The sequence below is a fragment of the Pseudomonas sp. GV105 genome (genome assembly GCF_003058185.1).
Taxonomy (GTDB): domain Bacteria; phylum Pseudomonadota; class Gammaproteobacteria; order Pseudomonadales; family Pseudomonadaceae; genus Aquipseudomonas; species Aquipseudomonas veronii.
The window spans coordinates 1-16,525 of sequence record NZ_QBUF01000003.1; the positions used below are offsets into that span (position 1 = coordinate 1).

A 16,525-nucleotide genomic window follows, 5' to 3' on the forward strand; every position below is an offset into this window, starting at 1 on the left:
ATGAGCGAGATCATGGACTTGAAGAAAGAGAAGAATTTCTTTGAGACCCGTGTGATCGAGTACCAGACTGGCGGTGCGTTGAGCTGGGATTGATTTTAACGGACGGTACAAAGGAGCTGCCCATTGGCAGCTCTTTTTTTGTAAAAAACTCAGTGATTTGGAACAGCAGATGGATTACCTGTAATCCGGCCAAATCCCCATCAGAACGCCAGCATCAAGGGTGACGGTGCCCGCGTATTTGTGCCAACGAAGCCTCTATGCCACCCCCTTTGGCCCTCGCACTTAAACCAAGTCCGCAGGCTGCATCGTCAGGATGATTTTTCCAACGTTTTCAGACGACTCCATTCGGCGATGGGCATCGGCCGCGTGTGACAGCGGGAAAGTACTGTCGACGACCGGCTCCAAACTTCCAGCGCCATCGAAGCCCTCGGGAATAGCCGCGGCATGCATGATCAGTTTTTCTCCGGTTCGGTAAACGTGGCATTAGCGATAGCAGAGGCGGTAATGGCGCCTGGAAAGCCTACGTAGAACGCCAGGTGAGTGATCGCGGCGGCGATTTCGTCATGGGTCACCCCGTTACTCAGCGCCCGTCGCAGATGCGCGGGCAACTCTTCAGAGTGACCACCGGCAATCAATGCGGCCACTGTGATCAGACTGCGGTCGCGTGGGGACAATGCCGGATCGCTCCAGATCTGCGGATACAGCGTCGAATCAACGAATTGCGACAGCTTTGGGGTAAACGCCCGGGCCGCTTCACGAGGACTGCTGAAGTTGAGATTGGACATGATGCTGTCTCCTTAAACCTGGCTGATGAATTTGTGGGTGAGGTAGTGCTCGATGCCTTCAATGCCACCTTCCGAACCGTGGCCGCTTTCTTTCATGCCGCCGAAGGGAAGCTCTGTGGCGACGATGCGGTATTGGTTGATCCCGATCATCCCGGCCTCTAACCCGTCAGCGACGTCAATGGCCGTTCGAGCACTCGACGTGAACGCGTAGGCTGAAAGCCCGTAAGGCAGACGATTGGCCTCCTTCAAACCATCAGCCAAGTGATCGAATGGCATCAGCACGGCGATAGGCCCGAACGGTTCTTCATGCATGACTCGGGCATGCATAGGCACATCCGCCAACACGGTGGGCTCAAAAAAGTAGCCGCTGCATTCCAGGCGTTTACCACCGGCCAACACGCGTGCGCCTTTGGCAACGGCATCTGCCACCAGCTCTTCCATCTTGGCCAACTGCCGTGGATTGGCGAGCGGCCCAACCTGGGTGCCGGGCGTCAGGCCATCGCCAATGTTCAACGCGAGGGTGGCCGTCACAAAGTGCTCAACAAACGTTTCATAGACGCCACGCTGAATCAGAAAGCGCGTTGACGAGATGCAGACTTGGCCAGTCCCGCGGAACCGATTGGCAACGCCTTCGACGGCTGCTTTTTCGATTTCTGCGTCATCGAATACCAGCACCGGCCCGTGTCCTCCCAGTTCAAGGGTGATGGGCTTGACGCCCTCGGCAGCACGAGCGGATAGCAGCCGACCGATGGGGACCGAACCGGTAAAGGTCACCTTGCGAATGATGGGAGAAGCGATCAGGTGGCTGGAAACTTGGTCCGGCACACCAAAGACCACTTGCAACACGCCTTTAGGCAATCCTGCATCGTCGAGAGCACGCGCCAGGGCCAGCGCGGTGGAGGGGCTTTCTTCCCCTGGCTTGAGGATGACACTGCAACCTGCGGCCAAGGCTGCCGAGAGCTTGCGGGCGGGTGTAATGGCCGGGAAATTCCAGGGCGTGAACGCAGCGACAGGGCCGATGGCTTGGCGTTTTACCATTTGCAGCACACCGGGACGATTGGCCGGAACTACACGCCCATCGATACGGCGCGCGCTTTCGGCAAACCACTCGAAGTACTCAGCCGCACGCGTGACCTCATCCAGGCTTTCCGCAAGCGGTTTGCCTTCTTCCAGCGTCATTTGCTCGGCGATGTGTGGGGCCCGTTCCAGGATGAGATCGGCAGCGCGTTTGAGAATTTTTGCGCGCTTGTCGGGTACGGTCTGGCGCCATTGTTCAAAGCTCTGTTGAGTCACTTCGAGCGCGTGATTGAGGTCGCCTGCGGTGGCGAGTGGAACACGCCCGATCTCACGTGCGGTTGCGGGGTTGACGACAGCGGCGGTCGCGCGTCCTTCGGCACTGATCCATTCACCACCGATAAAGAGATAAAGCGGGTCGTAAGACGTGTTCATGAGGTTGCCCTTCGGTTGGTTTATCAACAAGTTCGTACAAGACTCAGCGCCTGGGTTGCCGTGTTCAGGCGCCCTGTGCAACCAAGTCTATGGAGTACGAACCGTTTGATTTAGCCGACCAGAAGGGAATCATTGTTGTGCCTGGAGGTAATATCGAGCACCGCCAGGAGTGTGTAGCATCTGCAAATACCGCCCACGTCATGCGGCAATGACAACCTGGCTCGTCGCTCCAGGCTTGATTGTTTTTTGGGGTGGGGACTTCTGCAGTGAAGAACGTTTGCAATCAGATCGACAGGTAGAGTTGGATGGATAAGCTTACGAACATGTCCGTGTACGTCAAAGTTGTTGAGATGGGCAGTTTTACTGCGGTGGCTAACCATCTGGACTCTACGGTCGGCAATGTCTCGCGTGCGGTTTCCGCGCTTGAAAACGTGCTCGACGCCCGCCTGTTACAGCGCTCGACCCGCCGCCTTTCGGTGACAGACGCTGGCCGGCGCTTTTATGAGCGCTGTACCAAAATTCTGGCAGACCTTGAAAATGCAGAAGCCGAAGCGAGCAACGCCGCGTTGAAACCCAGGGGGACGTTGCGTGTGCATTGTGTGCCGGGGCTAGCACGGCAGTTGGTTACTTCGGCCGTGCTGGATTACCGCCGGGAATTCCCCGATGTCACCGTGGACTTAATGCTTTCTCAGCGAATGCCTAACCTCCTGGAAGACCAACTGGACGTCTCGATTCTGATTGCCCGAACGCTGCCAGATTCAGCGTATGTCAGCCAAAAGATCGGCATCAGCCATTGTGTGCTGGTGGCGTCTCCAGCATATCTGGAGCAACACGCTGCCCCTGTAACGCCAGAAGATCTCAGCGATCATCAGTGTTTGCTATTGGGCACCGTCGATTATGTGCGGGATGAATGGCAATTAAAGAGCAAGACCGGGGATGCGCTATTTACCCCCAAGGGCCCGAGTTTCAGCGTCAATGATATGGACGCAATGGCAGTCGCCATTCGAGAAGGAGCAGGCATAGGTTTGCTGGCCGGTTTTTCAGCCATTGAGGACTTGCGTTCAGGCAGGCTCGTGCGTGTTTTGCCCGAGTACCATACCTACGAGCGTAATGTTTACGCCGTCTACACATCACGTCAGTTCATCGATGCAAAAGTTACTCGATTCATCGATACGTTAAAAAATCGGGTCGGTACTGAGCTGATGATGACCGCTCAGGAGCTCATCGCTTGAAGGACGCCAACCAAGGCCCGACGGGGAGGCTGTATCAGGATGGGTGTCTTCCTCATTTCGAGGCATTTCGAAACAGAAGACGCTAAAGACCATCAGGCGGGCTAAGGTTCGGTCATACCACTTGAAGTGTTTGTTTTGCCATTTTTTGCAGTCCATCACGAAGGGTTCGGATCGCATCACCAATGCTGTAGCCTTGTCCGCCAATTGCTATCAGCGCTGTCACCGCTCGAATGACCGGGATGAATTCACTGCCGGGCTCTACTCGACAATCGGCCGATTGATACAGGAGTAAACTCTTGCGGTCACAGCTGATGCATTCTCAATCAATACTAGCCAGGACCGAGGCCACCCCGTGAACCCAGATATGCTCGAAGCCGGCCCCGTGGATGCCAAAGTACTTTCCGTCTTTGACTTCGACGGCACCCTGACCCATCACGACAGTTTCGTGCCCTTCCTCAAGTTTGCCTTTGGCGCCGGCGAGTTCTATGGCCGGATGGTCAAGCTGGCGGTGCCTGGGCTGCGGTTTCTGGTGCGGCAGATCAGCCGGGACGAGTTGAAGGCGCAGTTGATCCGCACCTTTATGACCGGGGTGGAGAAGGCGTGGGTGCAGCAGAAGGCCGAGGAGTACTGCCAGCGCAGTTGGGCGCGGTTGATGCGGCCGGCGGGGGTGTTGTCGGTGGAGCAGGAGCTGGGCTCGGGGGCGGTGGTGACGTTGTGTTCGGCGTCGCCGGCGTTGGTGTTGCAGCCGTTTGCCGATCGGCTTGGGATCAAGTTGATCGGGACCGAACTTGAGGTCGTCGACGGCGTGTTGACCGGCAAGCTCACCGGGAACAACTGCCGGTGCGAGAACAAGGTGCTGCGACTTGAAGCGGTGTATGGCGACCTGGGGGAGTATCGGCTCAGGGCCTGGGGCGATACGCGTGGGGATCGGGAGTTGTTGGCGGCGGCGCAGGACGCGCATTTTCGGCATTTTCATGGGAAGAAGCAGCAGGCCAGGTTGCAGCGCTGATAGGGGCGGTGGGGATGCCATCGCAGCCTCGCTGGGATACGCGAGGTTGCGGTTTCCTAGCGACATCTGCGTAATATCCGGCTATCAATAGCCAAACCTCTCACGGACCCGAGCCCATGAAATTCGACACGGCCTACAGCCTGAGTCTCGACGACAAGCTGTCGATCTACGACGTGCGAGAGTTGAATTTCGACGAAACCGACGCCTACGACTCCGACACGGACCGTTTCCTCTGCCCCAACGACACATGTCGCGCGGCCTTTGACGCAGGCAATGTGTTGAGCACATTCAACGCAAAAAACGTCAACTACCGACGCACCCCGCATTTCAAGAACACCCCAGGCACCCGGCACATCGAGGGTTGCCGTTACGCCAGCAGCCACAAGCCTGCCACGGGCGAAAGTGAGGACGAGCGCGAGGAACACTTCCCATCGGAATTCGTCCTGACCCGGCGCACCTACCCGCGTAAAACCCCGCAGGCCGGCACTGACGGGCAAGTCCCACAAGCCCCGGCGAAGCCGCCTTCAACCCGCACCAGCGCGTCTGTCGGCGCCAACGACACCACCCCGGATAAAACCAGCGTGTTCGCACACCCGGTGGAATGTTATGTGTCGAACCTCGACGACAAGGACAAGCTCAAGGCGATGCCCTTGAAGATCGGCGACCATACCGCGACGTACTGGACGTTTTTCAAGAAGATCGAGTACCTGCAGGACAATCAGGGCCTGATCTACTGGGGCCGGATCAAAGCGATCAAGGACTACACCAGCAGCTTTCGCATCGACTTCGAAAAGAAGGTTTGGCTCGACAAGAAGCCCTACTCGGTCAACGTCTACCTGAGCAAGAAACTCATCGAGAATTACCGCAAGCGCACAGCGTTCCTCGAGCAGATCAAGGCCGCGGCCAGCAGCGCACGGCCGTTATATTGCTTCTTTTACGGGGTGACGCCGGCACTTAGACAGGTGCCCAGCAAGAAAAACCCCGAGCAGACGTTTGGGGTGTTCAGCGCCGACATCGAGAATCTGGATCATTTGATTATTCGCGAAGTGCCGGCGGCTGAGGCGGGTTAGCCGAGACCGTGCCCGACCTCGCACACGAATACCCTCGTGCAAGCCTCAAAATAGAACGGTGTCGGCGCCGGAGAACATTCCAGTTGATGAGCGGTCAAAACAACTGTACAAAAACACAGTATAGTTTGTCCTCCCCGTCGAACCCTGGAGACACCCCATGTCCTCTCTGGCAATGAGCTCTTTCGTAGAACAGCAGATCGTCCTGCATCAATTCACCGCCAAGCACAGCGTGCAGGCCCGCGTCATGCTCGGCTGGAGCCGCGAAGAGCTGTCGCGCCAGGCCGGTGTGACGGTGGATGCGATTCAACGGTTTGAAACCCAGGGCACCGTGGAGGACGACGTGCGCCTGACCCTGGCGTTTCGCCTGGAAGCCGAGGGGTTGGCGTTTTTCCCAGGGTTTGCGCCTGGCTGGGGGATGCGTGCGCGCAAGTTGGGAGCCGCCGCAACGGAACCCGCTGCACAAAACATCCTGTCTCGATTGATGGGTTCAACAGCGACGTCAATTGATTCACCAACCCCGCAGGCGCAGTAAGGCGCTGAGTGCGAACCCCAACGTTGGCCACGCCAGGGTGTGAACATTGCCTGACGGCTTAGAGGCTGGGCTTGGCGACCTTCTGTGCCGCCTGCTCATAGCCATGGCCCACAGCAAGCAGTGTGGGTTCAGACCCACGGGCACCAAAGAAGTACGCACTGGTCGGCACGCCGTCCTCATTCTTCCCGGATGGCACGCTGATCCCTGGGTAGCCGGCCACCGCAACCGCGAAGTAGCTGTTCGTATCAAAGTCCGACACCATGACGTCGAGGTTTTCCTGCGTGATCAGTTCATCCACCGTGCCACGAAAATCCTCGATCATTGCGTCCCATAACGGCTGGCGCTCATCGGCTGTGAGGGTGGACGCGTTGATCTCCTTGAGTGTCGGTTGGTGATCGGTGTCGGTGCCATCGCGCTTTTCATTGAATGCGATCAACTCGGACACCGACTTGACCGGCAACCCCTCGCGCTTGGCCAGGTAGTCGTTCAATTCATCCTTCACATCGGCGTACAAGAGTTCGCCATAGCGTGATGCGTCGGCCAAGCGCATATCGACCGGCACCAGAACCGCGCCTTGCGCGCGAAGCACTTCAAGCGTCTTGCGAAATTGCGGACTGTTGTCCACCGGTAAGCTTTCGCCATTCGCGGAAAAGGTCACGGGATAGCCGATACGTTTGTCCTGCAACGCACCGGGTTTGAGCAACGCGGTGTAATCAATCCCTTGGGGCGCATCCACACTGGCGGCATCATGAGGGTCCCTGCCCGACATCGCGTTAAGCATCAACGCAGCATCAAACACCGAACGCGTCATCGGGCCCGGCGTGTCCTGCCGATGGCTGGCTGGAATGATGCCGCTGCGGCTCAACAAACCCACGCCGGGCTTGAAACCGACCACCCCGTTGAACGCCGCCGGCACGATGATCGAACCATTGGTCTCGGTGCCCACCGCCAAGGGGGCGAAGCCTGCGGCGACCGCGGCGGCCGACCCCGAACTCGAACCACCCACCTCTGCGCCCGCTTGATGCGGGTTACGCGTCTGCCCGCCCCGCCCACTCGAACCATCGGGGCCACCGCGAAAGCCCGCCAGTTCAGTCAAGTTGGTTTTACCCAGGATCACGGCCCCCTGCTCGCGCAAGCGCTCGACGATGAAGGCATCCTTGGGCGCCGCACTGCCCACCAAGCCAAAGGCGCCAGCGCTGGTTTGCTGGGTATCTCCCGTCTCGATAGTGTCCTTGAGTAACACGGGAATGCCATGCAGCGGGCCACGCACCTTGCCATTGGCGCGCTCCAGATCGAGCTCGCGGGCGATCTGCAAGGCCTCGGGGTTCAGTTCAATGATCGAACTCAATTTGGGGTCCAGCTTATGAATGCGCTCCTGCAGGTAACTGACCAGATTCGCCGAAGTGAGCCCACCCGGTCGGGCCATTTGCTCGCCGAGCTCACGCACACTGGCGTATTCCGTTCCCGGGGGAACCGGCGCTGAAGCCCCCGATGAAGACTGCGCAGGCAGCACTCGCTGCACCTGGTGAACAAACACACCCATGCCATAACCAATACCCAACATGAAGCACCTCCCGGAAGGCGTAAGAAGTGATGAAGGACCCACATTGATCCGTACACCAGTCTAAAAACCCCCCTCCTTCCAGGCTGCGCGACGCAGGTTGTTCAAACCGTGGGATTGTTCAGCGCAGTTGGTAGCTTTGCCTACCCATTAGTCAGGCCACGGGCGTTGCGATAGCCCTGCACCAGCACCTTCAACGAGTCTTTCGACCACTGTGCGCCATAGAACCACAGCGTCGCCCCGTCCCCCAGCGGCTCACCAAGGCTCGGGTAGCCACTCCAGCACGCGGCATGGAATGCAGCGCTATGGCTCTCGGACACCAGCGCATCCAGCCGATGCTCACTCACACGCTCATCGATTTCATTGCGCGAATGCAGGGTGAAGCGCAGGCCGTCATCAGCCCGCTCTGCCGGCACCGCCACCAGTTGGGCACCGGCCTGACGCAGGAAGCCCAACGCTTCCAGGAAGGATGCGCTGTGTTCAATCGGCTCCTGATCATTGCCACGCACAAGGCGGTCGGCGAACCCCACGCGAGTGCCCGCCAACGTGTAGGGGACGGCGCAATTGCTGGAGTGTTGCACCAAGGCAGCTTCCACCTTGCCCGATTCAGTGGGCTCGACACCACTCAAGGCGATCAATGACAGCGCGGGGTCGCGCACAGGTTTCAGAGGCAGGGCCGGCACGTTATAGCCAGGGATTACAACGCCGGCACCAAGATGTGCATCGGGGACGTAGCCGATACCCAGTGCCGTCGTGGTCCCCGTTTCGATGTGAGCGTTGGAGGGCACCTGCGCCAAACAAACCGGTTCCGCAGAGGGGGGTAAAAACGCTTCCCGCCGACAAGACATAGGCGATAGCAAAGACTTCCCACATTTATTGTCCATCAGAGCCGACTCCCGGAAATTGACCTTCCCGAGATCATCGCACTCTCATCTGGCGTTTGTCGTAGGCCTGCAACACCTTGAAAATTCCTTTTTTTCCGTTTTTCCCAACCGTCAGTTCACAAGCGCTTCCTTACCGCTCTGAACCTCCACCTCCAACCACCACGCGACACCTCGCGCGGGCTGGCTCAAACTGAACGCCTGCCCCATGGCCGGTGTGGTAATCGACACGTTACGCTCCCACGCCAACGCCATGATACGGTCGAAAGGCTCGTGCCAGGCATGGAAGGCCAGGTCGAAGGTGCCATTGTGAATCGGCAGCAGCCAGCGACCTTTGAGGTCGATGTGCGCCTGCAGGGTTTGCTCCGGTTGCATGTGTACATGGGGCCAGTCGACGTTGTAAGCACCGGTTTCCATCAGCGTCAGATCAAACGGCCCGTACTGTTCGCCGATGCGTTTGAAACCGTCGAAATAACCGGTGTCGCCGCTGAAAAATACGCGACGCGCGCCATCGATCATCACCCAGGAACACCACAGCGTCTGGTTGCTATCAAACAAACCACGCCCGGAAAAATGCTGCGCGGGAGTGGCGACAAAATGAATGCCATCGACTTCGCTGCCCTGCCACCAATCCAACTGCCGCACTTGGCCGGCGTCCACACCCCACTTCACCAGGATGTCGCCGACGCCCAGCGGCGCAAGGAAGTAGCGGGTCTTGTCGGCCAGTTGGATGACGGCCTTGCGGTCGAGATGGTCGTAATGGTTGTGGGAAAGAATCACCGCTTCCAACGGCGGCAGGTCTTCGAGACTGATCGGCGGGGCATGGAATCGCTTGGGGCCGGCCCAACTGAACGGCGAAGCGCGCTCGGCGAATACCGGGTCGGTCAGCCAGAATTTGCCGCGCATTTTCAGCAGCACGGTGGAATGCCCCAGGCGGAACACACTGTGGTCGGGGGCGGCCGACAGCTGTTCGCGGGTCAGCGAATGTACCGGAATCTCCCCCACCGGCCGCGTGCTGCGCGGCTTGTGAAACAGCATCTTCCAGAAAATGCGCAAGGTTCTGCCGAAGCCGGCGCGCTGTACGGGAGCATGGTTACTGAAGGTGCCTTGCTCCTGTTCGGCAGCTTTGCGTACCACAGGCGAGGGATCGAGACGGGTTGAAATCGTGGCCATTACAAGGTGACTCCTACGGACCGCTCATGGAATTACACTGCACAGTGTAGTTTCAAGATTGCAACAAAACCCGGAGCAAGTAAACTACCGAGTGTAATTTTCCTTTTAGAGTCGATCACTGTTCATGACTGCGCCTCAACGCCTCACCCAACGCAAACGCGAAGCCATCCTGGCCGCCGCCATCGCAGAGTTTCGGGTCAATGGGTTCGAGGTCACCAGCATGGACAGGATCGCCGCCACCGCTGGCGTTTCCAAGCGCACGGTGTACAACCACTTCCCCAGCAAAGAAGAGTTGTTCGCCGAAATTCTCAACCAACTCTGGGCCAGCAGCGTCGCGCAACTCGACGTGAGCTACGCCGGCGACCGCCCGTTGCGTGAACAACTGCGCGGGTTGCTGGAAGCGAAGATGAAGATGATGTCGGACGTTAACTTCCTCGACCTGGCCCGGGTCGCCATCGCCGCCACCATTCACTCGCCGGAACGCGCCCAGGACATGGTCAACCGCTTGAGCATGCGCGAAGAAGGTTTCACTCAATGGGTGCGCGCCGCCCAGGAAGACGGCCGGCTCACGTGTGCCGACCCGGCCTTCGCCGCGCACCAGATTCAAAGCCTGCTCAAGGCGTTCGCCTTCTGGCCGCAGATCACCCTCGGCCAACCCACCCTCGACGCCGCCGACCAAGCCCGCGTGATCGAGTCGGCAATCGATATGTTTCTGGCCTGCTACGACGCCGATACTCGCCGCCCGCAGTAAACGACCGTTGCAGACGCGACATACCTGGTCGTTTTTGGCCTATTTGCCCTCTGTTTTGCGCGAATGGCCTGGAAGGACACTGATTATTCCTACATGAATAATCGACAATATTCACACACATTATCCGATCAACGGTTATCCCTGCACACGCGCGCGGCTGAATCTGTGAAAAAGAGCTGACCTGGGAATCTATGGAAAACAGACGAGGCAAAGGGCTTTCATTTGCCAGGCGTATTTACAAGCCAAGGATCATCGGCCTGGGTATCGGCTGCATCAGTGTCATCGGCGGCTTGTACCCGCTCGCGATGCCGGGCTGGGTGTGGGCGTTCCTGCTGTTCAATGGGTTGGCGTGGGCACATGTGGCGTACCAACTGTCAATCCGCTCACCCTTCCCCTACCACGCCGAACAGCGCAACATTTTGTATGACTCGTTGTGCGGTGGTTTCTGGGCCGCCGCTGCCCAGTTCACGCCGCTGACGGCCGTGACCATCCTCTCGATGATGACCATGAACAACTTCGCCGCCGGCGGCAAGCGCCTGTTCCTGCGCGGTTTGCTCGCGCAAGGGGTGGGGATCGGGGTGGCATGGGCGCTGTTCGGCGTGCGGTTCAACCCCGACGTCAGCCTGCTGCAGGTCTACACCTGCCTGCCGATGTTGACGTTGTACCCCATGGCCATCGGCATGGTCTGCTACGAGTTGGCGATCAAACTGTCGGAACACAAACGCGCCCTCAGCGCCCTGAGCCGCACCGACAGCCTCACCGGCCTGCTCAACCACGGTTCCTGGAAAGATCTGCTGCACCTCAAGTTCCACAAGTGCCGGCAACAGCAAAGCCACGCCACCATCGCGCTGATCGATATCGATCACTTCAAACAAATCAATGACACTCACGGCCATATCGTCGGCGATGCCGTACTGCGCCAACTGAGCCTGGAGATACGGCGCAACCTGCGCGAAAACGATCTGGCCGGACGCTACGGGGGCGATGAGTTCTGTGTGATTCTTCCGCAAATGCCCTTGGAAGAAGCAGCACGGGTGATGGAGCGTATCCGCGAAAACTTCAGTAATTATCGCAACCCGCAGATCCCCGAGTTGCGCGTGAGCCTGAGCATCGGCCTCGCCGATTTCCAACGGATCTTCACCGATGCCGCCACCTGGCTGAACGCGGCGGATCGCGCGCTGTACGCCGCCAAGGACACCGGGCGCAACCGGGTCAATGCGAGTAACTACGCGGTCGCCCATTCCGCCTGAGGCGGTCATACGGCATCTCGTAGGCACCCCAGGTCGTCCTCGGGTTATTCATGCGTAAGACAGGTCGCCAAGGCTATAGTGGCCGCCTGTCTTAAACATTGATGACCCGAGTTTGCCATGAGCCCAACCCCCGACAACCCCAAAGCCGTCCCCGTCGATCATCTACGTTTCCATCGACGCCACGCGCACCTGGCGCCGACCTTTGGCAACGACACCTTCGCCCTCAAGGCCGAGGCTTTCGCACGCTTCTTCGGCACGCCGATGTTCCTCGGTGCGCAAACCTTGATCGTGGCCGTGTGGATTGCGCTCAACGTCAGCGGCATCACGCACTTCGACGTCTACCCGTTCATCCTGCTCAACCTGGCCTTCAGCCTGCAAGCGGCCTACGCGGCGCCGCTGATTCTGCTGGCCCAGACACGCCAGGCCGCGCGCGACAAAGCCCAGTCCGACGCCGACGCGCAGCACCGTGAAGCGCTGGCCGTCGCCAATGCCGAGCGCCAGGCCGAGGCGCAGAACACCAGCAAACAGCTGCTGGAACTGCTGGAGCAGAACACTCGGCTGACGGAAATGACCAAGCAACTGACCGAGCGCATCGAGACCCTGACGTGTGAAATGCACGCGCAGTTTGTGCGAAAACCTTAAGCACCCCATGCCCGCCGGTCTCAGGGGCTCAGTCGGACATGCCGCCCCAGTTGATCAAACAGCGTCACCACCGAGCGCAATGCCCGGCAATCGGGGCGCGTCAGCAGCCATAGCGCCGTGTCATGCCCCGCCAACGCGGGGCCCAGCGGTTGCAGGTGTTCATCCAACAGGAAATCCGGCAGCGCCGCCACGCCCAGCCCTGCCCGCACCAGTTCGGTGACCGACAACATGCTGTTGCAGCGATAGCCGGGACGCACACCCGGCAGCTGCGCGCGGCGCCAGACGACGGTGGGATGATCGGGCAGGAAATCATCCGGTGCGATCCAGGCCAGCTCCGCCAGCTCGCGTCCTGCGTGCTGCCGCGCAAAATCTGTGCTCGCGCACACCTGATACCTCACGGTGCCGAGGCAACGTCCGACCAGATGCTGCGGCGGTGTCCGGGTCAGGCGCAAGGCGATGTCGGCATCGCGGCGGCTGAGGTTGGCGAAGTCATTGGAGGTGCTCAGCTCCAGGGTCAGCGCCGGGTAATCCGGCATGAACTGCGCCAGCGCCGGCAACAATAAGCCTTGCAGTACCGAGTCGGTGCAGGTCAGGCGCACGGTGCCGCTGATCACTTCACCGCCTTGCTCGACGCCGACCCGCGCCGCTTCCAGGGCTTGTTCGGCGCGTTCGGCCTGTTGCGCCAGATGACTGGCCAGGCCGGTGGGCAGGTAACCGGAGCGGCTTTTTTCAAACAACGTCTGGCCCAGCGCGGCCTCCAGGCGCCGCACGGCGCGGAACACCGTCGACACATCCACCCGCAACAACGCGGCGGCCCGCGCCAGGGTGCCACCGCGCACCAGGGCGAGGATCAGCGACAGGTCGGGGTAATCGATTCGATAGTGCGTGAGTGCATTGAACATGTTGGAAAACGCCAATATTGATTGCGTGAACGCCAATCTATAGTGCGCGCCAGGACACAACAAGCCAGGGGATGCCTAAGATGAACGCCAGCACGCTGCACCTCGCCCTGATCGGCGATTACAACCCCGATGTCATTGCACACCAGGCCATTCCCGTGGCGCTGCAACAGGCCGCCGACGCCTTGGGCCTGACGGTTCGCACGCAATGGCTGGAGACCGACACCCTCAACACCACCTCCGCGCTGCAGGGTTTCGATGGCTTTTGGTGCGTGCCCGCCAGCCCGTACCGCGACATCGACGGCGCACTGCGTGCGATCCGTTTTGCCCGCGAGCAGCGGCGCCCTTTCCTCGGCACCTGCGGCGGTTTTCAACACGCGGTGTTGGAATATGCCCGCAATGTGTTGGGCTGGGCCGATGCCGAACATGGCGAACTGGCCCCCAACGCCCCACGTGCGGTGATCGCGCCACTGAGCTGTTCTCTGGTGGAAGCCACCGACACCGTGCGCCTGGCCGCCTACACGCGCATCGCCGACGCCTACGGCACACGCGATATCCACGAAGGTTATCGCTGCCGCTACGGCATCAACCCCGACTTCGCCAGCGCGCTGCTGGACGGTGCTCTGATCCCCTGCGGCCACGACTCGGCCGGCGACCTGCGCGCGGTGGAGTTGCTGGACCATCCGTTCTTTGTCGCCACGCTGTTCCAACCCGAACGCGCCGCCCTCAGGGGCGTCACGCCGCCGCTGGCGATCGCTCTGCTCAAAGCCTGCCAGGAGACCTCGGTATGATTGCCCACACCCCCGCTCCGCCTTACTACGCAGTGATCTTCAGCTCACTGCGCACCGCCGGTGACCACGGTTACGCTGAGGCTGCCACGCGCATGCTGGAACTGGCGCGCGAGCAGCCGGGCTTTCTCGGGGTTGAGTCGGCGCGGGAGGATGGCCTGGGGATCACCGTATCGTACTGGCGCAGCGAAGCCGACATCCTCGCCTGGAAACAACAGGCCGAGCATCGGGCGGTGCGCGAGCAGGGGCGTTCCACTTGGTACTCGGCGTTTCACACCCGCGTATGCAAGGTGGAGCGGGCCTACACATTCCAGAACTGAACGGCAGCCAGAAGCCCTCCCGCCGTTGATCTTCATCGATGCCAAAACGCCGCTCAGGCTAGCTGACGAGACTGCGCAACGCACTGATCTGCGGGATCTCCACACGCCGCATGTACACGCGCAGCGGCTCCGTGATGTTGATGCGGTCGTCGATGTTCTGATCGAGCAGCAGCTGCAGACGCTCACGGGACAACGTCATGACGTGCTCGGGGGCCGGCAGCCAGACAAATTCGGCAGTGGGGATGATGCCGTCATCGGCGACATCCATACCGAAGGAGTCCTCGCTGAAACGCACGATGTACTGGCCGGTCTTGCGGTTGAGGCCGACAAAACCGTGAAGCTGGTCGGCGGCCTGGCAGATAAGCTCGGAGGTGATTCGCATGGTAAACCTCACTGAAAAGTCCCACAGGGACTGGAAAGATGGTTTACACGCGTGGCGGAAAGTACTGCCCTCTTACGGGGCGGTTCGCGGCAAGAGTACTGCAAAGCCACGCAAAAAAAACCCAGAAAATTGGCGCGCACACACGTTAATGTCGGTTTGGTGATAGCGCCTTTCGTTATCAATTGTTAAAAAGGAAGCCTTCTCAAAGCTCCCTCCACGAAAGGACTCCACATATGCCTGTCACGTTCACCAAGAGTGCCTTGCTGCTCGCCCTGATGCTTGGCCTTGGCCAGGCGCAGGCTGCCGACCCGATCAGCCCGGCTGAATTGGCAACTAACGAAGGCATTCCCTACCCTGCGGTGATCGCCCACCGCGGTGCGTCCTACGACGCCCCCGAGTCCACTGCCGCAGCCTACAAGGTCGCGCGCGACCTGGGCGCCGACTACCTGGAGTTGGACCTGCAGCGCAGCAAGGACGGCGTGCTGTTCGCCCTGCACGACAACAACCTGCAACGCACCACCGACGTGGCCACCAAGTTCCCCGAGCGCAAAGACGCCCCGGCCAACGAGTTCACCTGGAAAGAACTGCAAACCCTCGACGCCGGCAGTTGGTTCAACGCCGCCTACCCGGACCGCGCCCGCCCGGGCTTCGTCGGCCTGAAAATCCTCAGCCTGGACGACATCATCAAGATCGCCGAAGGCAACCCGCAGCACAAACCGGGCCTGTACATCGAAACCAAAGAACCCAAGCAATTCCCGGGCATCGAAGCCGACCTGAAAAACAAGCTGCTGGACAAAGGCTGGTTGAGCTCCGCCGGCTCCAAGCTGGGCAAGAGCAACACCGGGGTCGGCCAGGGCAAAGGGCGCGTGGTGCTGCAGACCTTCGAGACGGCCAGCCTGAAAGAGCTGCAGAAAGAAATGCCCAACACCCCGAAAATCCTGCTGCTGTGGGTGGGTGAAGGCAGCATCGAGCCGAAATCCAAGCAAACCTTCGCCGAATCCGGCGAAGCGACCAAGGCCGCTTACTACGCCAAGCAAGAGCCCAAGGACGCCGCCGAGTTCGAAAAGTGGGTCGACGAAGCCAAGAGCCTCGGCGCCATCGGCACGGGCCCGTCGGCGGAGCTGACCGCCCTTGGCGACCAGAGCTACACCGACCTGGTGAAGCCTGGAATGAACAAGCTGACCCACGACAAGGGCCTGCTGGTACACGTCTACACCGTGGATGAACCTGTGGACTTCGAGAAAGTGATGAACGCCGGCGTCGACGGTATCTTCACCAACCGCGCCGCCGAACTGCTGAAGTTCTACAAGCGCTGGCCGTCGTCCAGCGTGCAGGACCTGCTGAACGACCACAAATACTGAGCGAGTCAGTGTGCCATTAAGGATGAATTAAGTTGCGCCGGTTAATCTGGCGCCACTTAAACAGCTCACCGAAAAAGGATACACACCATGAAAACCTTGACTGCTCTGTTTGCCGCGACCGCCCTGACCCTGGCCGCCGGCCTGGCCCAGGCCGATGTCCGCCCGGATCATATCGAAGGTCTGCTCAAATCCGGTGCCGTGATGCCTTTCGACAAGCTCAACGCCGCCGCCGTGGCCAAACACGCCGGCGCCCAGATTACCGACACCGAGCTGGACCACAACAACAGCGGCGTCCTGGTCTACGAAGTTGAACTGACCGACACCGCCGGCAAGCGCTTTGAAGTGAAACTCGACGCCAAGACCGGCACCGTGCTCGAAGACAAGCAAGACACCTGAGTCAAACCCTGAAAAAACCGCGCCACCTTCGGGTGGCGCGGTTT

The 16,525-nt window shown here is 59.9% G+C and carries 19 protein-coding genes and 1 pseudogene; 12 read left to right on the top strand and 8 right to left on the bottom strand.

Going from position 1 to position 16,525, the window contains the following annotated elements; genetic code table 11:
• The coding region (locus C8K66_RS31190) for a hypothetical protein (RefSeq protein ID WP_238347833.1) at positions 1-93 on the top strand (93 nt) is incomplete at its 5' end.
• A gap of 189 nt (positions 94-282) precedes the next feature.
• Here the strand turns inward: C8K66_RS31190 and C8K66_RS06160 are convergent.
• The 3 genes and pseudogenes from C8K66_RS06160 to C8K66_RS06170 all read right to left on the bottom strand — a co-directional run.
• A pseudogene (locus C8K66_RS06160) lies at positions 283-423 on the bottom strand (zinc-binding dehydrogenase); the annotation flags it as partial.
• Between the two features lie 29 nt (positions 424-452).
• Positions 453-785 carry a carboxymuconolactone decarboxylase family protein gene (locus tag C8K66_RS06165; protein ID WP_017847243.1) on the bottom strand — a complete coding sequence of 111 codons (333 nt, stop codon included), beginning with the start codon at positions 783-785 and terminating at the stop codon, positions 453-455.
• Between the two features lie 12 nt (positions 786-797).
• On the bottom strand, positions 798-2,234 hold the full coding sequence (locus C8K66_RS06170; protein ID WP_057004493.1) for an NAD-dependent succinate-semialdehyde dehydrogenase: 1,437 nt from the start codon (positions 2,232-2,234) through the stop codon (positions 798-800).
• Positions 2,235-2,539: 305 nt separating this feature from the next.
• Between C8K66_RS06170 and C8K66_RS06175 the strand changes: the two genes are divergently transcribed.
• From C8K66_RS06175 to C8K66_RS06195, 4 genes are all read left to right on the top strand, one after another.
• Positions 2,540-3,466 (top strand): LysR family transcriptional regulator, encoded by a 927-nt coding sequence (locus C8K66_RS06175; protein WP_046382319.1) that lies wholly within the window; start codon positions 2,540-2,542, stop codon positions 3,464-3,466.
• 364 nt (positions 3,467-3,830) lie between these two features.
• Positions 3,831-4,475, top strand: a complete 645-nt coding sequence (locus C8K66_RS06185) for an HAD-IB family hydrolase (protein ID WP_017847240.1) — start codon at positions 3,831-3,833, stop codon at positions 4,473-4,475.
• A gap of 116 nt (positions 4,476-4,591) precedes the next feature.
• A complete protein-coding gene (locus C8K66_RS06190) occupies positions 4,592-5,545 on the top strand; it encodes a hypothetical protein (RefSeq protein WP_046382318.1) in 954 nt (317 codons plus the stop codon).
• A gap of 157 nt (positions 5,546-5,702) precedes the next feature.
• Positions 5,703-6,077, top strand: coding sequence for a helix-turn-helix transcriptional regulator (locus tag C8K66_RS06195; protein WP_057004494.1), 375 nt, complete (start codon positions 5,703-5,705; stop codon positions 6,075-6,077).
• 58 nt (positions 6,078-6,135) lie between these two features.
• Here C8K66_RS06195 and C8K66_RS06200 read toward each other — a convergent pair whose 3' ends face one another.
• The 3 genes from C8K66_RS06200 to C8K66_RS06210 all read right to left on the bottom strand — a co-directional run bounded on the left by C8K66_RS06200 (position 6,136) and on the right by C8K66_RS06210 (position 9,692).
• Positions 6,136-7,641, bottom strand: coding sequence for an amidase family protein (locus C8K66_RS06200; RefSeq protein WP_108524460.1), 1,506 nt, complete (start codon positions 7,639-7,641; stop codon positions 6,136-6,138).
• A 140-nt stretch (positions 7,642-7,781) separates the two neighbouring features.
• The gene (locus C8K66_RS06205) at positions 7,782-8,426 is read right to left on the bottom strand and encodes a hypothetical protein (protein WP_256590914.1); all 645 of its coding nucleotides are present in this window, start codon (positions 8,424-8,426) and stop codon (positions 7,782-7,784) included.
• A 207-nt stretch (positions 8,427-8,633) separates the two neighbouring features.
• Positions 8,634-9,692, bottom strand: a complete 1,059-nt coding sequence (locus C8K66_RS06210) for an MBL fold metallo-hydrolase (protein ID WP_079444556.1) — start codon at positions 9,690-9,692, stop codon at positions 8,634-8,636.
• Positions 9,693-9,816: 124 nt separating this feature from the next.
• On the opposite strand from C8K66_RS06210, the gene C8K66_RS06215 reads away from it, so the two are divergent.
• The 3 genes from C8K66_RS06215 to C8K66_RS06225 all read left to right on the top strand — a co-directional run bounded on the left by C8K66_RS06215 (position 9,817) and on the right by C8K66_RS06225 (position 12,335).
• Complete coding sequence (locus C8K66_RS06215; RefSeq protein WP_108524462.1) at positions 9,817-10,443, top strand: TetR/AcrR family transcriptional regulator; 627 nt, start codon at positions 9,817-9,819, stop codon at positions 10,441-10,443.
• 191 nt (positions 10,444-10,634) lie between these two features.
• Positions 10,635-11,693 carry a diguanylate cyclase gene (locus tag C8K66_RS06220; protein ID WP_046382314.1) on the top strand — a complete coding sequence of 353 codons (1,059 nt, stop codon included), beginning with the start codon at positions 10,635-10,637 and terminating at the stop codon, positions 11,691-11,693.
• Positions 11,694-11,810: 117 nt separating this feature from the next.
• Positions 11,811-12,335 (top strand): DUF1003 domain-containing protein, encoded by a 525-nt coding sequence (locus C8K66_RS06225; RefSeq protein ID WP_046382313.1) that lies wholly within the window; start codon positions 11,811-11,813, stop codon positions 12,333-12,335.
• 20 nt (positions 12,336-12,355) lie between these two features.
• Here the strand turns inward: C8K66_RS06225 and C8K66_RS06230 are convergent, their stop codons facing one another.
• Positions 12,356-13,237: a LysR family transcriptional regulator gene (locus tag C8K66_RS06230; RefSeq protein ID WP_108524463.1), complete on the bottom strand. Its 882-nt coding sequence runs from the start codon at positions 13,235-13,237 to the stop codon at positions 12,356-12,358.
• Positions 13,238-13,317: 80 nt separating this feature from the next.
• Here C8K66_RS06230 and C8K66_RS06235 point away from each other — a divergent pair, with 80 nt between their 5' ends.
• Both C8K66_RS06235 and C8K66_RS06240 read left to right on the top strand, forming a co-directional pair.
• Positions 13,318-14,025 carry a CTP synthase gene (locus C8K66_RS06235; RefSeq protein WP_046382311.1) on the top strand — a complete coding sequence of 236 codons (708 nt, stop codon included), beginning with the start codon at positions 13,318-13,320 and terminating at the stop codon, positions 14,023-14,025.
• Entirely contained in the window at positions 14,022-14,342 is a 321-nt protein-coding gene (locus C8K66_RS06240; protein WP_017847229.1) for an antibiotic biosynthesis monooxygenase, read from the top strand. Before C8K66_RS06235 ends, C8K66_RS06240 begins: the two co-directional genes overlap by 4 nt.
• Before the next feature lie 58 nt (positions 14,343-14,400).
• On the opposite strand, the gene C8K66_RS06245 is transcribed toward C8K66_RS06240, so the two are convergent.
• On the bottom strand, positions 14,401-14,724 hold the full coding sequence (locus C8K66_RS06245; RefSeq protein WP_017847228.1) for a DUF2025 family protein: 324 nt from the start codon (positions 14,722-14,724) through the stop codon (positions 14,401-14,403).
• Positions 14,725-14,957: 233 nt separating this feature from the next.
• On the opposite strand from C8K66_RS06245, the gene C8K66_RS06250 reads away from it, so the two are divergent.
• Together C8K66_RS06250 and C8K66_RS06255 are read left to right on the top strand one after the other, a co-directional pair.
• A complete protein-coding gene (locus C8K66_RS06250) occupies positions 14,958-16,085 on the top strand; it encodes a glycerophosphodiester phosphodiesterase family protein (protein ID WP_017847227.1) in 1,128 nt (375 codons plus the stop codon).
• An 87-nt stretch (positions 16,086-16,172) separates the two neighbouring features.
• Positions 16,173-16,481: a PepSY domain-containing protein gene (locus C8K66_RS06255; RefSeq protein ID WP_017847226.1), complete on the top strand. Its 309-nt coding sequence runs from the start codon at positions 16,173-16,175 to the stop codon at positions 16,479-16,481.
• Positions 16,482-16,525 lie beyond the last annotated feature (44 nt).

Coding starts and splice junctions, on each gene's coding strand:
- C8K66_RS06165 (WP_017847243.1), bottom strand. CDS start 785: ATGTCCAATCTCAACTTCAGCAGTCCTCGTGAAGCGGCCCGGGCGTTT.
- C8K66_RS06250 (WP_017847227.1), top strand. CDS start 14,958: ATGCCTGTCACGTTCACCAAGAGTGCCTTGCTGCTCGCCCTGATGCTT.
- C8K66_RS06170 (WP_057004493.1), bottom strand. CDS start 2,234: ATGAACACGTCTTACGACCCGCTTTATCTCTTTATCGGTGGTGAATGG.
- C8K66_RS06190 (WP_046382318.1), top strand. CDS start 4,592: ATGAAATTCGACACGGCCTACAGCCTGAGTCTCGACGACAAGCTGTCG.
- C8K66_RS06175 (WP_046382319.1), top strand. CDS start 2,540: ATGGATAAGCTTACGAACATGTCCGTGTACGTCAAAGTTGTTGAGATG.
- C8K66_RS06230 (WP_108524463.1), bottom strand. CDS start 13,237: ATGTTCAATGCACTCACGCACTATCGAATCGATTACCCCGACCTGTCG.
- C8K66_RS06195 (WP_057004494.1), top strand. CDS start 5,703: ATGTCCTCTCTGGCAATGAGCTCTTTCGTAGAACAGCAGATCGTCCTG.
- C8K66_RS06220 (WP_046382314.1), top strand. CDS start 10,635: ATGGAAAACAGACGAGGCAAAGGGCTTTCATTTGCCAGGCGTATTTAC.
- C8K66_RS06185 (WP_017847240.1), top strand. CDS start 3,831: ATGCTCGAAGCCGGCCCCGTGGATGCCAAAGTACTTTCCGTCTTTGAC.
- C8K66_RS06225 (WP_046382313.1), top strand. CDS start 11,811: ATGAGCCCAACCCCCGACAACCCCAAAGCCGTCCCCGTCGATCATCTA.
- C8K66_RS06240 (WP_017847229.1), top strand. CDS start 14,022: ATGATTGCCCACACCCCCGCTCCGCCTTACTACGCAGTGATCTTCAGC.
- C8K66_RS06200 (WP_108524460.1), bottom strand. CDS start 7,641: ATGTTGGGTATTGGTTATGGCATGGGTGTGTTTGTTCACCAGGTGCAG.
- C8K66_RS06255 (WP_017847226.1), top strand. CDS start 16,173: ATGAAAACCTTGACTGCTCTGTTTGCCGCGACCGCCCTGACCCTGGCC.
- C8K66_RS06215 (WP_108524462.1), top strand. CDS start 9,817: ATGACTGCGCCTCAACGCCTCACCCAACGCAAACGCGAAGCCATCCTG.
- C8K66_RS06210 (WP_079444556.1), bottom strand. CDS start 9,692: ATGGCCACGATTTCAACCCGTCTCGATCCCTCGCCTGTGGTACGCAAA.
- C8K66_RS06235 (WP_046382311.1), top strand. CDS start 13,318: ATGAACGCCAGCACGCTGCACCTCGCCCTGATCGGCGATTACAACCCC.
- C8K66_RS06245 (WP_017847228.1), bottom strand. CDS start 14,724: ATGCGAATCACCTCCGAGCTTATCTGCCAGGCCGCCGACCAGCTTCAC.